13 protein-coding genes and 3 pseudogenes are annotated in these 14090 nt (G+C 69.4%); 5 read left to right on the forward strand and 11 right to left on the reverse strand.

The genetic code is table 11. The features are described 5' to 3' along the window. Positions 1–37: 37 nt before the first annotated feature. The gene (locus KY5_RS32800; protein ID WP_098245606.1) at positions 38–775 is read right to left on the reverse strand and encodes an IclR family transcriptional regulator; all 738 of its coding nucleotides are present in this window, start codon (positions 773–775) and stop codon (positions 38–40) included. A gap of 61 nt (positions 776–836) precedes the next feature. Here KY5_RS32800 and KY5_RS32805 point away from each other — a divergent pair, with 61 nt between their 5' ends. Beyond that, the gene (locus tag KY5_RS32805; RefSeq protein WP_098245607.1) at positions 837–1277 is read left to right on the forward strand and encodes a hypothetical protein; all 441 of its coding nucleotides are present in this window, start codon (positions 837–839) and stop codon (positions 1275–1277) included. A gap of 41 nt (positions 1278–1318) precedes the next feature. Here the strand turns inward: KY5_RS32805 and KY5_RS32810 are convergent, their stop codons facing one another. The 4 genes from KY5_RS32810 to KY5_RS32825 all read right to left on the reverse strand — a co-directional run bounded on the left by KY5_RS32810 (position 1319) and on the right by KY5_RS32825 (position 6475). After that, complete coding sequence (locus KY5_RS32810) at positions 1319–1846, reverse strand: 2'-5' RNA ligase family protein (protein WP_098245608.1); 528 nt, start codon at positions 1844–1846, stop codon at positions 1319–1321. A 67-nt stretch (positions 1847–1913) separates the two neighbouring features. Then, complete coding sequence (locus KY5_RS32815) at positions 1914–3548, reverse strand: ABC transporter substrate-binding protein (protein WP_234362972.1); 1635 nt, start codon at positions 3546–3548, stop codon at positions 1914–1916. Next, positions 3535–5586 (reverse strand): ATP-binding protein, encoded by a 2052-nt coding sequence (locus KY5_RS32820; RefSeq protein ID WP_098245609.1) that lies wholly within the window; start codon positions 5584–5586, stop codon positions 3535–3537. The genes KY5_RS32815 and KY5_RS32820 overlap by 14 nt, the downstream gene beginning before the upstream one ends. A gap of 25 nt (positions 5587–5611) precedes the next feature. After that, positions 5612–6475: a hypothetical protein gene (locus tag KY5_RS32825; protein WP_098245610.1), complete on the reverse strand. Its 864-nt coding sequence runs from the start codon at positions 6473–6475 to the stop codon at positions 5612–5614. A gap of 113 nt (positions 6476–6588) precedes the next feature. On the opposite strand from KY5_RS32825, the gene KY5_RS32830 reads away from it, so the two are divergent. Next, on the forward strand, positions 6589–7053 hold the full coding sequence (locus KY5_RS32830) for a GNAT family N-acetyltransferase (protein ID WP_098247620.1): 465 nt from the start codon (positions 6589–6591) through the stop codon (positions 7051–7053). Positions 7054–7158: 105 nt separating this feature from the next. Here KY5_RS32830 and KY5_RS32835 read toward each other — a convergent pair whose 3' ends face one another. After that, complete coding sequence (locus KY5_RS32835) at positions 7159–8334, reverse strand: glutamate--cysteine ligase (protein WP_098245611.1); 1176 nt, start codon at positions 8332–8334, stop codon at positions 7159–7161. Positions 8335–8380: 46 nt separating this feature from the next. Between KY5_RS32835 and KY5_RS32840 the strand changes: the two genes are divergently transcribed. After that, positions 8381–9862: an NAD(P)/FAD-dependent oxidoreductase gene (locus tag KY5_RS32840; protein WP_234362973.1), complete on the forward strand. Its 1482-nt coding sequence runs from the start codon at positions 8381–8383 to the stop codon at positions 9860–9862. Between the two features lie 17 nt (positions 9863–9879). On the opposite strand, the pseudogene KY5_RS42770 reads toward KY5_RS32840, so the two are convergent. The 3 genes and pseudogenes from KY5_RS42770 to KY5_RS32850 form a co-directional block, all read right to left on the reverse strand. Further along, positions 9880–10014 (reverse strand): annotated as a pseudogene (locus KY5_RS42770) (CorA family divalent cation transporter); the annotation flags it as partial. Between the two features lie 522 nt (positions 10015–10536). Then, positions 10537–10755: pseudogene (locus tag KY5_RS42985) on the reverse strand (IS3 family transposase); the annotation flags it as partial. A gap of 117 nt (positions 10756–10872) precedes the next feature. Then, entirely contained in the window at positions 10873–11802 is a 930-nt protein-coding gene (locus KY5_RS32850) for a LysR family transcriptional regulator (protein ID WP_098245613.1), read from the reverse strand. Positions 11803–11915: 113 nt separating this feature from the next. Between KY5_RS32850 and KY5_RS32855 the strand changes: the two genes are divergently transcribed. Next, a complete protein-coding gene (locus KY5_RS32855) occupies positions 11916–12443 on the forward strand; it encodes a DapH/DapD/GlmU-related protein (RefSeq protein WP_098247622.1) in 528 nt (175 codons plus the stop codon). 92 nt (positions 12444–12535) lie between these two features. After that, complete coding sequence (locus KY5_RS32860; RefSeq protein ID WP_234362974.1) at positions 12536–12964, forward strand: hypothetical protein; 429 nt, start codon at positions 12536–12538, stop codon at positions 12962–12964. Between the two features lie 13 nt (positions 12965–12977). Here KY5_RS32860 and KY5_RS32865 read toward each other — a convergent pair whose 3' ends face one another. Together KY5_RS32865 and KY5_RS32870 are read right to left on the reverse strand one after the other, a co-directional pair. Then, positions 12978–13487, reverse strand: a complete 510-nt coding sequence (locus tag KY5_RS32865; RefSeq protein WP_098245614.1) for a hypothetical protein — start codon at positions 13485–13487, stop codon at positions 12978–12980. Between the two features lie 141 nt (positions 13488–13628). Next, positions 13629–13814 (reverse strand): annotated as a pseudogene (locus KY5_RS32870) (CorA family divalent cation transporter); the annotation flags it as partial. Between the last annotated feature and the right edge of the window lie 276 nt (positions 13815–14090).

A 14090-nucleotide genomic window follows, 5' to 3' on the forward strand; every position in this document is an offset into this window, starting at 1 on the left:
GCCCGGATTCACGGATATCCGTGAATCGATGCGTGCGTCAGGTCCGCTTCTCCTGGATGTGCGCGAGCAGCCGGGCCGCCGCCCGGTCCAGGCGCGGCCGCTCCGAGCGGCCGCGGCGCCGGTGCATCAAAGCGAGGGCCCCCGTGACGACGCCGCCGTCGGTGACGGGGATGGCCAGCGCACTGACCTCGGGCACGGCGAGCCCCTCGCTGCGGCTGATCCGCGACGCGCGGATCGCCGGCAGGACGCGGTGGAACTCGGCGGCTCCCTCGGGGTCGTGGCGGGCGAGTTCGTCGAGCAGTCCTCGACGCTCCGCCTCGTCGGTGAAGGCAAGCAGCAGACGGCCCGCGGCAGTACGCAGCAGCGGCCTGGCGACGTGCTCGTCGGCCAGCGGTACGAGGCGGGGGATGTGGTCGTCGCCGCCGCGCGCGACGTACACGGCATCGAGCCCGACCCGCACCGTGAGCAGCACCGGGGTACCCGCGACGCGACTCAGTTCGTCGAGCTCGGCCTGACTGATCCGCGGGACGACCCGGCCGGCGATGAGGTTGAGGACGTGCGGGGCGGGCCCGAGCCGGAAGCGCTGGTGCTGCTCCAGCAGGAAGCCGGTCGCGACAAGGCCGTTGACCAGATCCTGCACCGAACTCGCCGGTGCGTCGAGCGTCCGGGCCAGCTCGGCCACGCTCACCCCGCCGGGCGCCCGCGCGGCGGCCTCCAGGATCCACGCGACCCGGTCCACCGTACGGTGACTCCGCCGCCGACCGTGCTCGCTCATCCCGCCCCCTCTTCGCTCCTGCGCGTCGCCGACCGCCGACCGGGCAGGCTAGTTTGCCTGGATGAGTCTTCTTGATGATGTGGCCGAGCGCGACGGCTGGCGGTGCTGGGTGTGTGACGAGCCGGTCGACCCCGACGAGTCGGTGAACGACCCGAGGGGGCCCAGCGTCGACAGCCGGACCGCCGACCGGAAGGCCAAGGTCGCCGAGCGACTCGCGCACCGCGGGTGCAACAGCCGCAAGGGTGCGGTCAAGGTGGTCATCGCCTGGCCACAGCGCCTGTACGTGGTCGAACCCGCGCCGCTGATCGCCGTCGCCGACAGGCTGGAGCGCAAGGGGGGCCGCGAGATGGTGGGCCGTTGTCCGACCAGGAAGGACGCCCAAGAGGCGGCGGACTGGTTGGTGGACCGCTTCTCCCGACTGCTGCCGGGAGTCCCGGTGACCGCCGGCGTCGAGGCGGGCGGTGGCCAGTTCCTCGTCATCCTGGCCGCTGGCCGCCGCTGATCGGGGATCGCCCAAGAGGACGGGGGACTGGCGGGCGGTGCCTACGACCCGTCCGGGACACCGAGCGGCACGGTGAGCCGCGACTGCCAGCCTTCCTCCGTCAGCGTCACCAACTGGACCGCCGCCGCACGGGTGTGCAGCGGCAGCAGGCTGCCGATCGCCGTACGGACACGGTCGGCGACCGTCGGGTCGTCCGCCCCCATGGCGACCGTGACATGGGCGGCGGGCCGCGCCCCGAAGCGGCCCTCGTACGGGCGCAGCGCGGGCCACTGGGCGCGGAACGCGTCGACGAGCGGTTGGAGCCCCGGAACGGTGACGGCGACGAAGCCGGGCGCCGTCACGACCTCCTCCACGACCAGATCGGCTGCCGGGAAACCCGCGGCCAGGGAACGTACCCCCTTCTCGTCCTGGTCCGTCAGCGCCGATACCGGCACGAACGGGTAGAGGAGCGAGACGTGCGCAGGCAGCCCGCGACGCACCAGAGCCGGGTCGATGCGCCTCGCCGCATCGAGGAGCGGGGCGGCATCGGGCAGGACGACGACGACGGCAGTGGTTCCTGGTTCTGGCACGCCGTCATCATCGCAGGCCGGTCCGTACCTGCCCGCGCCCACCCGGCCAAGCCGTTGCCCCAGTGCCTCACCCCGGACAGGAGCCGCCCCTGCCTGGACTGGTCCGGAACGCCTTCGGCGGGCTGTAGTCCTTCGGCCGCGGGTACTCGATGACCGGAACGGGCTTGCAGACGGGCCAGTTGCCGTTCCCCGAGGTGTACCCGAACTCGCCGCTGGCGCCGCGCACGCAGTCCCCGCAGTCGCCGCCGGTCCCCACCTTCATGTTGCTGATGTTGCTGTTGACGTCGTACTTGGAGGGCAGCTGGCCCTTGTTGTCCTCGTCATCCGTGAACTGGGTGACGGCTTTGATCAGGACCCGGAAGGCGTCGTGGTGCATGATCGCGTAGCCGTCGTCGAGGTCGGCGCCCTTGATGTCCGCGTACTTGGCGATGGCGGTGACGAACGTCTGGAACTGTCCGGGAGCGCCTTGGCCCAGGCTCCACGAAGGGTTGTCCGTGGGCGCCGCGTTGAGCGTGACGACGTTGGCCTCCGTCATCGACTTGCGCATGTGCTCGCCGGTGAGCCGTGAGGTGAGCCCGGTGGAGACACGGAGGATCCGGATGGGCCTCTTGTCCTTGTCCTTGCGGGCCTGGCAGTCGCCGTCCTTGGCGATGGCCTCCACCAGCTCGGGCAGGTCCCAGTCCCGTCCCGCCACGAACACCGTGTCCGCGCCCGACTCGCACAGGCTCGAGGCGGCGGGCGCCATGGCGGCGGGTGCTCCCTCGTAAGGGCCCATGGTGCCGACGTACGACTTGTCCCTGATCGTGAGTTCGTACTTCGTGCCGAAGGTCTTGAGGAGCTCCGCCTTGGTGTTGGTGACGTAGTCGTCCTTGGCGCGCGAGTCCCAGACGAGGAAGCCCTTGCCGTTGCCCGGCTCGTCATGGAGATAACGGGCAAGGGCCATCACGGAGTTGCGGTTGTTGGGAGCCGTCTTGAACAGGGTCCTGGCCTCGATGGTGGGGGAGCTGAGGACACCGCTGACCGCCGGGATGTTCTTGGAGGCCAGGGCGCTCGCCGCGGCCTGGGTGTCCGGCTCGCTGTTGGGCAGCCCCATCACGCCCACGAGCGGGGAGTCGTCCTCCGTCTGCTTCCCGCCGCCGCTGAGCTTCGCCACCGCGTCCACGGCGGGCTGCCACAGGTCCAGGTCGGTGCCGATGTTACCGAGCAGCATCTGGAAATTGACGCCGCTGCTGGAGCTGTTGGCGTCGCGCTGCGCGGCATAGGCGCCCGCCAGGCTGCGCTCGACCAGCGGGGCGGTCATCGCCCCGGACTCGGAGGTGTTGAACGGAAGCAGCAGGGCGACCTTCACGTACGGCCTCTTGTCGGCGTCACCCTCGGGGTTCTCCCAGACGTCCCGCACCCGCTCGTTCTCCTTGGCGATGCGCGTGACCAGTCGCGCGAACTCCTTGTTGGGCCCGTCATCGCCCGGTTTGAAGACCGGTACCCGCGCCGTCGCGTCCACGAGGCCGACGCACTCACCCTGCTTCTCCACGAGCCCGTCCTGGCAGTCACTCCTGGTGAGGATCGGCACGACAACCGCTGCCGTGGCCCCCAGCAGGACGAGGGCCACGAACCCCGCGGCCCACCGGCCGAGGATCCTCTCCCCGCGCCTGAGCTCGCGCCCCCTGACGAAGGGACGGATGAAAATGTCAGTGAAGCTCACCTTGACTCCCTTCGGGGCCGGGCGCCGGTAAGGCAGAGGACGGGGTGCGTAGTTCGCGCAGGGCGTCGTGCCACTCCTGGGCGGCGTCGAAGAGCGTGCCCGCGCCCGTGGCATGCCGGCCCGACAGGAGTTCGAGGTCGAACCGGATCCGGTCGCACAGCTTCTCGTCCGGCGCGGTCAGCGGATCGGCGGCCATCCACACCGCGTGCAGCAGACGGCGTATGGAGCGCAGCACGTCGTCCTCCGCCGGCTCCGTGCCGCTCTTCCCGCTCGCCTTGTCCCGGCAATCCGCCGCCCAGGTGGCACGGGGCGGCGGATGCGGCGCCGACGCCACGTGCCACAGACCGTGCAGCCAGTGCTCCGCGGTGTCCGTCGAGGCGAACCGCTCGTAGAGACGCGTCACCACGTGCCCGGCATTGCCGCCCGCGAGCGCGTGGTGCAGGGCGTCGACGGGCTGCCCGGCGCTCTCGTGGTAGTCGTGGAGCAGCTGGTGGAGGCCGTACCAGGTCGGGACCGACGGCGTGGACTGCGCGCGCTGGCGGCGCAGTTCGAGTACGAGGACGGCCCGCAGGAACGGGTCGGTGACGAAGGGCCGCGGCGCCTGTGCGCCGTACTCGGCGCGCAGATGGGCCCGGGCGGTCTCCACGGCCATGCGATCCGGGTCGGCGGACAGGTACGTGGTGGCCAGGGCGCGCGCCGCGGCGTTGTCGTGGGCAAGGGAGAACAGGGTCAGATTGCGGCGCAGCTCCGGGTCGGGCACGAGTCGCGCCGCGATCTGCCGGGTCACCGACTGCCCGTTCAGCCGCAGCGCGCCCACATCGAGCCCCGGCGTGGCCGCGCTGCTCGGCTGGGCCCGCACCGCCTCGGTCAGGAGCCCGCACCCCAGAGGTGACCCCTGGGTGAACCGGCGCACCACGCGCGGCAGTTCACCCCGCAGCGAAGGGGCGGCGTCACTCAGCATGGCCACGATGTCGTCACGCCCGAGCGGCGGCAGTTCGACGGTGATGAGCCCGGCCGACGGGGTCCCCGTCTCCGGTCGCCGCCAGTCGGCCGCCCCGCCCGTGACCTGCTCCAGGGTGAGTTCCGTCGCATCGGGCCGCGAGCGATGGCGGGCGCTGCCGCGCGCGGCGGCCACCACGACCAGTGGGTCGCGGGCGCCCTTCGCCCGGTGGGTGAGGAGTTGGTTCAGGAGGAGGGCGCCCGGCGCGGACTGCGCGTTGTCGAGCAGGAGCAGCGGACGGGGCGGCCGGTTGAAGCGCATCCAACGGGTGTCGTAGCGAGCCCGCAGGTCCTCAAGGAGCGCCGCGGCGAGGGTGGCCTCGGCCACCCCCCGTAGGTCGTCGCCCTGGTGGAAGGCGCGGGAGAGCGCGAACAGGGGCGCTTCCCCCTGGCGGACCCCGGGCCGTCCCCTGTAGAAGGACAGCACGCCGTCCGCCTCCTTCTTCGTCAGATACCGCTCGGTGAACAGCTGCACCGAGGCGTCCACGACCGGCTGGAGCTCCTCCCGGTCGAGGACGTTCGGCAGGTCGGCGTTGACGTCCCGTACCCAGTTGGCCACGGGGGTGGAGCCCTCGGCGGCCAGACCGCCCCCGACGAGCAGCCGTCGCACCCGGTCCTGGGCGGCCTCCTGCTCCTTCGCGTCGCCGAACCGCCAGGCGACGACGGCCACGAGCCCGGTCCACAGCCGCGGCAGCCGCAGCCGCTTCCGCTCACCGGCGACCGGGGCGCAGAGCCCACGGGCGGCGTCGATCAGGAAGTCGGCGCCCGGCGAGGTGTTGGCGACGAGGGCCTCGCCGGAGGCGGATTCGCGCGCCCGCGCGCAGTCCACCTCGGCCACGGGGACGCGGGTGCGGTACGAGCGGTACAGCGTGTCGAGGACCGCGGTGCGGCCACTGCCGTGCGGCCCGGTCAGGAGCAGCGCGGGCGGATCGTCCCGGTGCACCTGGTCGACGTCCTCGTGCTCCTGTTCGCGGCGGCATCCCACCAGGCGCGGCACCAGATCGTCGAGGAGGACGCCCCGCCCGTACAGTCTGCTCACGCTCGTCCTCTCCACTCCGTGGCTCTCAGCCGCCGAGCAGTCTTGTCAGGGTCGGTCCGATGGTCTGTAACAGGGCTTGTGCCGCAGCGGAGTTGGGAGCCGACGCCAGCTGGTCACGGATGCGGGTCGCGAGGGTGCGCGTCTGCGGACTCGGCCGCGCGGGCTCCTCGTCGCTGCGCAAGTCCCGGTCGACGCGCATGAGTTGGTCGATCTGCTCGGGATCCAGATTGAGGCCGGTCTGTTGGTTGAACGTCTCGATCGTTCCGTACAGGACGTTGACGTTGCCCGTGACCGGACCGAAGGTGATGGTGCCCGGGGCCGGTTCGCGCGCCACGTACGTCGATACGTCGCTGCCGCCCTCGGTCGCGCAGTGCCGTCCGCGCTCGGTCAGCCCGGCCCGGGCCTCGATCGCCTCCCCGACGAGCGTGAGCAGCCCGACCCTCTGCAGATAGCGTGCGCTGCCCTCGACGACGCCCTGACCGAGCACCCGGCCGTGGAACGAGGCGTGTTCGGCGATGAAGAACTCCTTGAGGCGCGGGTGGCGCCCGGAACGGTTCTCCTCGTACGCCCACGCGATCAGGGCATTCTCGGTGTACCGCTTGATCGCGTCCGGGTTCCCCAGTTCCGCGACCAGTTGATCCGCCTGCGCGAGCCCGGCGGTGGTGAGCTCCGCGTCCGGCGGCGGCCGCTCCCCGTCCTCCTGGATCCGTACGAGCCCACGCTCCTGAAGCGCCTCGATGAGCGCGGCGACCCCCAGTGCGGGCTTGTTCTGCTGCACCCCGAACTCGCCGGTCGGCACCGGCACATGGATCTGTCGACCGCACTGCTCGTGGAGCCACAGCAGCAGCCGTACTTCATAGCGGCCCAGCGAGCTCGTACGGTGCGTCATCGTGAGCCCAACCCCCGTTGGCACAGCGGCATGATGTGAGGCGTGTGAGCAATCGAATCTACATCCGATGCGAGTACGTCACCAGGTGCTGCCTCGTCTGTCAGACTGCGTGGGTGATCGTCAGACCCGCGCAGGAGCGTGACTTCCCGAGCTTTCTGGACCTGGCTGCCCAGGTCGAGCACTGGTTCGGCCCGATGGTCGAGGAGCCTGGCTTCCATGAGGCCGTTGAAGATCACATTCGCCGGTCGACGGCGCTCGTCGCCGTCTCCGCAGGACCGGGCATCGTCGGCGGGTTGCTGTTCGGCGCGAAGGCGCCTGTCTTTCACGTCCATTGGCTGGTGGTTTCGGAAGAGGGACGCGGCGGCGGCGTCGGTCGCGCGCTGATGGACGAGGCGTCGCGCAGGTTCGTGCGGGGGCCGGGCACCATCGAAGTGGTGACCTTCGGAGCCGACCATCCAGGCGCTGTTTCCAGCGGGGCCCGCGTCTTCTACGAGTCGCTGGGCTTCACTCCCGCTGAGGCGGCGGAACCAGGGCCGGAAGGCGGTTCACGGCAGATCTACCGTCGACTCGTCTCCTGAACGACGTGACGCGACGCGACGTGGCCATGGCCGTGGTTCATGATTCATGATTCATGGTTCACCCGAGGGCATGCGCACGGGTCTGTGCGACGTCGCGCCTGGCGTTCACGGCGGGCACGTCACCGCGATGATGTAGTCGATGAGGTCGTTCGTGCTGGAACGGCGCTGATAGGCGGCGCGTTGCCGGTCCGCTCCGGTTCCCACAGTGCGTAGACGCCGCCAATGGCTACGCACGAGGCCGAGGTCGCCGTGCCGCTCCAGAGCCGGCGCGACGTACCGCAACAGACGCTCGGCCAGCGTCCGCTGTGCCACGAGGCGCCCGGTGGACAGATCGATCCCCCTGCCGGACAGGCCGTCGCGCGCCGCGCGCCAGCAGGCGGCGCGCAGCAGCTCCGGTACCGGTCGTGGAGCCGGTTCGCCCGCCTGGATGGCGGTCAGAGCGGTCGCGGCGAGAGCCCGGACGACGGCGGCGAGCAGGATGCTGTCGTCGGGGGTCAGGGCCGCGTCTGCGACGCGTACTTCCAGGGTCGGGAGGTGGTGGGAGGGCCGGATGTCCCAGTAGAGGCCGGCACGGTCGATGAGCGCTTCGGCGCGGATGAGGGTCTGTACGAGCTCGTCGAGGTGGGCGGCTGACTCGAGGTAGGGCGGCGGCCCTGCCACCGGCCAGCGTCCCCAGCTGGTGGTGCGCCAGCTGGCGTATCCGGTGTCACGGCCCGTCCAGAAGGGGGAGTTGGCCGTCAGCGCGGTCAGCACCGGGAGCCAGGGCCGCAAGTGGTTGCTGACCTGGACGGCAGCACGGGGATCGGGCATGCCTACGTGGATGTGGCAGGCGCATACGACCTGCTCGTCGTCCAGGGCGCGGTAGTGGGCCACGCTCTGCGCGTAGCGGGCACCTGGCGTGAACAGGACCGGTCCAGTAGGGGCCTGCACCGGCGTGCCGGTCGAGGCGATGCGCAGCCCCAGACGGTCGGCGCTGTCCGCGAGAGTTCTTCTGGCGTCACGGATCTGTTCGTCGGCTTCTCGCAGACAGATGTGGGGCCCGGTGCGGAGTTCGACTTGGTAGCGGGTCAGCTCGGCGCCTGTCCGGTCACCGAGTTGGCCGACGGTTTCGCGCACCAACTCCGAGCCCCGCGGGCTGAGTTCCCGCGTGACCGGATCGATCAGAAGGAGTTCCTCTTCGATTCCTACGGTGAGCGGGGCCGACGCGCAGCCCGTACGGAGAGCGCATCGTGACGCATGGGCGTCTGTTGCTGCCCGCCCGCTGTGAGGTTGACTGCTCATAGTGAGGGAACTGTCTCAGACGGTGCCGGATCGGTCTGTAGGAACCGTGTGCAAGACCGTTGAACTGGTGGAGGAGCACACCGTGCACGAGCAGACCGAGGTCCTGGTGGTCGGCGGTGGGCCGGCGGGTGCGACCGCCGCGGCCCTGCTCGCCCGGCAGGGACACGAGGTGATCGTCCTGGAGCGAGAACGGTTCCCGCGCTATCACATCGGTGAGTCACTGCTGCCTTCGCTGCTGCCCGTCCTGGATGTCCTGGGCGCACGCGAGGTGGTCGAACGGCAGGGCTTCGTCCGCAAGGCGGGCGCCTTCTACGGCTGGGGAGGACAGGAATGGTCGCTGGGATTCGACGAGCCCGGCAGGCCCGCCGCCTACAGCTTCCAGGTGATCCGCTCGCAGTTCGACCAGCTACTCCTCAACCATGCACGGAGCCGAGGAGCGGACGTACGCGAAGAGGCACGCGCGGGCCGGGTCACTTTCGCCGACTCCGCCTTCTCAGCCGACTCCGCTGAGTCCGCTGAAGGAAGAGGTGCGCCCCGCGCCGCAGAAGTGTCCTGGACCCAGAACGGCACCGCCAACAGCATCACGTTCCGTCACATGGTCGACGCGTCCGGCCGCGCCGGGGTCCTGGCCGCCCGGCAGTTGCAGATCCGGCGCGTCCACGACGTCTTCCGCAACGTTGCCGTGTGGGGCTACTGGCGCGGCGCGGCGCCCCTTGCCGCCGCCCCCAGCGGTGCGATCGGGGTGTTCTCCCTCCCCGACCACGGCTGGCTCTGGGCCATCCCGCTGCACGACGGCACGCTCAGCGTCGGCCTGGTCACCGACAAACGCTCCTTCGCCCGGTCCAGGCAGGCACGTAAGGGCTCACTCCAGGCCGTCTACGACGAGGCCATCGGCCGATGCCCACTCCTGTCCGGCCTGCTCGCCCAAGCCGAACAGACCAGCAGACTCAGGACCGAGAGCGACTATTCCTACGTCAGCGAGGCGTTTTGCGGCCCGGGGTGGTTCGCCGCAGGGGACGCCGCGTGCTTCTTGGACCCGCTGCTGTCCACCGGTGTCCACCTGGCCATGTACAGCGGACTGCTCGCCGCCGCCTCGATCAGCAGTGTGTTCGAAGGCGAAGTCACCGAGCAGGCGGCCCGCGCCTTCTACCAGACTGCCTACCGACACGCCTACGAGCGCCTGCTCATCCTGGTCAGCGCGTTCTACCGCATTCACGAGGGACGGGACGCCCACTTCCGCACAGCCCAGAAGCTGAGCAGGCACGATCAGGCGCGACTCCGCCTGCACGAGTCCTTCCTCAACATCATCACCGGGGTCGAAGACCTCCACGACAGCCAGACCGACGTCGTGGACGTCTTCTTGCACAAGGTGCGCCGCACGGCCAACGGGCGCCCACCGCACGGACTCGCGGGCCACGGCACGAGCGACCTGCTGCCCCTGCCGGTCACACCAGACCGGGCAGCGGCCGGCCTCTACCTCAGCCTGACGCCACACCCTCGGCTTCGCCACGCTCCCAGCAGCGCCTGAGAGGGGCCGTTTTCCCGCTACAGCCAGTCCCGCCGCTTGAAGATGAAGTACAAGCTGACGCACACCACGGCCATCAGCAGAATCGCGAACGGATACCCGGCCGCCCACTTCAGCTCGGGCATCGTCCCGAATTTCATGCCGAGGAAATCACCGTCCGGGCCCTCTGGCCTGCCTGGAAAGCTCATGCAGACCGTGATCCGCTCCCCCCCGCTCGTCAACGCCAGCCTTGAGGGCGGGGCGTTGGACGCGTGCGACGAGAACTGCTCACTGCGGGCGGTCACCGGAAGGCACATGACGGGACAAGCGGTGTGAGCACGGCGAACGGGCCCAGACCTCCGCCCGTCGAGGGCGTGTCCACCTCGGCAAGAGATCTGCGTACTTGCAGTCCCGGCTGGGAGGCGGCAGCGGCTCGTTGACTCAGGTCTTGGCGTCGGTGTCCGCGGCGTCGAAGCCGCGCGGCTGGCGTGCTGCGGGCGGACAACGTGTCCATGGGCACGGCGGCCATTACCCCGCTGGCGAGCAAGCCGACCTCCGCAGCCTTCGACCGTCGGGAGGTGGGTGATGTCGCCGACCGGCTTGGTGCCGGATTGCTCGGCGTGGAAGTCGCGGCCGATCAGGTCGGGGGCCTGCTTCGCCTTCACGTCCGGCCGGGTCAGCGAGTGCCGCTTGCGGCGGGTGGTGCCGCGGATGTCGCGCTCGCGCATGACGCGGCCGATGCGCTTGCGGTTCACCCGCCGTCCCCGACGCCGCAGTTCGGCGTGGATGCGCGGGACGCCGTAGACGCGGCGGGAGGCGAGGTGCAGCACGGTGATCTCGTGAGCGAGGGCGTCGTCGGCGGCCAGGCGCTCTTGGCGGGCGGCTTCACCCCCGCCACTCACTTGGCCACAGCACACGATACGACCACAACGAGCTTGGACAGGTCACCCGCAAGGACTCCGATGGAGAGGTCACCACCTTCGCCTACGACCTCACGGACCAACTAGGGCGTTTCAGTTGATGCGGTCGTCCGGTCAGCGGTCTACCCAGTCCGGTGCCCACACGTCGTGCGGGGTTGGTGGGCCTGCGGTGCGCAGATGGTCGCGTAGCGCGTTCAGCACGGGGTGCTGGTCTCCGCTGCGGAACAGCAGCACGTGCGGATAGACCGGGGTCGGGTCGTGCAACGGGATGCGCCGCAGGTCGTGGGCCTGGGGCCACAGGTACCGATCCCCGCTGCCGATGAGGGTGGCCAGCGAGGCCGAGTCGGCCAGCGCGTCCATCAGGGCCTCGTCACCGAAGTTGGGGCCGAGTGCATCGATGCTCAGGCCGAAGGCATCGGACAGCGCCTGGTAGAACGCCGCCCACTCCGTGCCTGGCCTGATCCCGGGGATCCAGATGCGGTGGCCGGCCAGGTCCGCAGGACTGACCCAGGGCGCGTCAGCCAGCGGGTGGCCGGGGCCGACCAGGAGCTCCAGAGGTGCGTCGAGGAGTCGTTCGGCGCTGATCCCGGCCGGGACCTGGTCTGCCGCCAGGGCACGGAAGGACGCGTCGACGGTCCCTTCGAGTACCGCCTGGGCGGCCTGGGCGGCGCTCTCCTCGCTCAGCGTGACCGCGTCCAGGTCCATCTCGGGGTGGGAGCGGTAGAACCGGTAAACGGCCTGAGCCGGAGAGATACGCCGATTGAGGACATCGACACGCAAGGGACGGCTGCCGGGGCGCACGGCCTGCTCGGCCTGCTCGATGGCCGCCAGGACCTTCTTGGCGTGCGGCAGGAAGACCTGCCCGTCCAGGCTCAGCCGGGAGCCTCGGGAAGTCCGCACCAGGAGCGTGACCGCGAGGTGTCTCTCCAGGGCCGCGATCCGCTTTGAGGCCGCCTGCTGGCTGATCCCCAACTCGTCGGCCGCAGCCTGGAACTGGCCGGTCTCGGCGACGGCCACGAACGTCCGCAGCGCTTCAACATCCACGCTTCACCATACGTCCACAACCAATGGTTGTGTCTCGTGTGGTGCAGGGTTGTTTGATCGGGTGTTCTGCGCGGTGGTGGGATCAGCGCATGTCTACCCGCACAGAGCAGGTCATGTATGTCCAGACGCCTGAGTTCGCGCGTCACGCGGAGCGGATCGAGGAGGTGACCAATGCGACGTCTCGACTGAACGTGCTTCCGTTCAGCGACAGCGGAGGTCGCGCGGAACTACTTTCTGTTGTGTTCGGTGGTCCGCTCCCGGAGTCGGTGACGATCTACCCGCCGTTCTTTACTGAGCACGGGCTGAACACGACATTCGGGGAGAACGTCTTCGTCAACCAGGGATGCACCTTCATGGACAAGGGCGGCATCCGTATCGGCAACGGCGTCATGATCGCCCCGAAGGTCAGCCTCATCACCGGAGGCCATCCACTGCCCCTGGCCGAGCGCCGCGAGTACCTCTCCTTCGCCCCGATCGTCATTGAGGACGACGTCTGGATCGGGACGGCTGCCGTGATCACGCAGGGGGTAACCATCGGTGCCGGTGCGGTGGTCGCTGCCGGTGCGGTGGTCACTCGTGATGTTCCTGCCGGCAGTGTGGTCGCGGGAGTGCCCGCCCGGGTGATCAAAACGATTGACTGAGCCCGGCCGGGCTGCAAGCCCGGGTGCACAACTGCTCAACAGACGCTTGTACTTCGCCCTGCCCAGGGGGGGGGAAGACGCGCATCGTCAACATGCCGGGGTCGGTCGCGGCCGAGCTGGCAGCGCACTTCCTTCAGTACCCGGCGGTCGAGGTCGAACTGCCGTGGGGCGGGCCGGAGCCGGAGCGGGAGAAGCGGACGTTCCCGCTCGCGCCGACGACGACGTACGGCAACGCACTGCGGGCCAACATCTTCAACGACGAGGTCTGGAAGCCCGCACTCGCCGCGGCCGGTGTCCACGTGCTCCGGCACACCTTTGCCTCGGTCATCCTCGAAGCGGGTGAATCCGTCGTCACGCGGGCTTGTTGGCTCGGCCACTCGAGCCCGACGATCACGCGCGACCACTACGCGCACTTCATGCCGGAGGCGGGCTGCGAGGGGCGTGCGGCCGTCGACGCGCTGCAGACGAACGGGTGGTACAGCACATGCTGTACCACCCGTTTTGCTGTGTGGACTCTGTGACGAGCCGCCAGGGTCAGCTCGTGAGGCTCTTGCGGCGAACACGCAGGGTGTACGTCCTCCTTCCCCCGGGTGCGCCGCTGCTGCCCCAGCCGCCGCTCGTGGCCACGTCCCACCCCTGCTGTTCCTTCATCTGAGCGGCGAAGGTGCGCCGGTCGTGAATCTCGCAGCCACAGTCCAGCGTGATGCTGATGCTGATGTAGGGGCTTCGAGGGCTGTCGTTCGCGTGGGATGCCGGCTCCCATCGCACGTCGTGGGCATGGTTCTTGAGGCCGGTTCGCTCCTCGTCATGCTTGATGCCGTGCGCCTTCGCGTATTCGTCCAGGTCGTCGATCACGAACAAGTGGCTCGACCACTCGCCGGGCCAGACCGCGAAGAGACGGGACTTTCCGGCCACGGCCCGCTCGTACGCGGCGTGGCCGCCCCCGTGCGTCACGGTGTCGTCTTCGTGGATCTCGATGTAGCACGTCGTACGTGCGGTGTAGGGGAAGTCCTTCCCTGCCGCCGCAGCACTCCTCGGTTCCAACCGGTCCTCCCCGTGTATGCAGTTCCGTGTGACCGTTCAGTCAACACCCACCGTGACGGCGTACGCAGGGAAGTCGGCGGAAGTTGGCTGGGCGAGACGTGCGCAATGGACGTGGAGTTGATCAAGCTTCCAGGTTCGCGGCTACAGCCAATCCCGCCTCTTGAAGATGAAGTACAGACTCACGCACACCACCGCCATCAGCAGAATCGCGAACGGATACCCCGCCGCCCACTTCAGCTCCGGCATCGTCTCGAAGTTCATTCCGTAGATCGTTCCCACCAACGTGGGTGCGAACAGGATCGCCGCCCACGGCGAGATCTTCTTGAAGTCGTCGTCCTTAGGGCGCTGACCTGCGGAGATGAACCGAAACTCCACTCTGGCCTGGGGTGATGGGTATTTCCGGCTCTTTCGTCGTGCTGCCCGTTTGCGCGGTCGATTCTCCCCAGGCGCTCCCCACCGGGGCTTCGTTCTCCCCAGATTCTCCCCAGCGGGGTCGTGGGCAAGGGGGGGTGCGCCGACACTTGGTTGGGCAGGGCCGAGCCGTCACCCACTGTGTCGGTGATGATGCTGATTCGCAACAGCCCTGTTCGCCGCCCTGGGAGT

This window comes from Streptomyces formicae (genome assembly GCF_002556545.1).
Lineage (GTDB): Bacteria > Actinomycetota > Actinomycetes > Streptomycetales > Streptomycetaceae > Streptomyces > Streptomyces formicae_A.

What these genes read in the sequence shown, in the direction of transcription:
- KY5_RS32800 (WP_098245606.1), bottom strand. Translation starts at nt 775, where the DNA reads ATGAGCGAGCACGGTCGGCGGCGGAGTCACCGTACGGTGGACCGGGTC.
- KY5_RS32805 (WP_098245607.1), top strand. Translation starts at nt 837, where the DNA reads ATGAGTCTTCTTGATGATGTGGCCGAGCGCGACGGCTGGCGGTGCTGG.
- KY5_RS32825 (WP_098245610.1), bottom strand. Translation starts at nt 6,475, where the DNA reads ATGACGCACCGTACGAGCTCGCTGGGCCGCTATGAAGTACGGCTGCTG.
- KY5_RS32835 (WP_098245611.1), bottom strand. Translation starts at nt 8,334, where the DNA reads ATGAGCAGTCAACCTCACAGCGGGCGGGCAGCAACAGACGCCCATGCG.
- KY5_RS32855 (WP_098247622.1), top strand. Translation starts at nt 11,916, where the DNA reads ATGTATGTCCAGACGCCTGAGTTCGCGCGTCACGCGGAGCGGATCGAG.
- KY5_RS32860 (WP_234362974.1), top strand. Translation starts at nt 12,536, where the DNA reads ATGCCGGGGTCGGTCGCGGCCGAGCTGGCAGCGCACTTCCTTCAGTAC.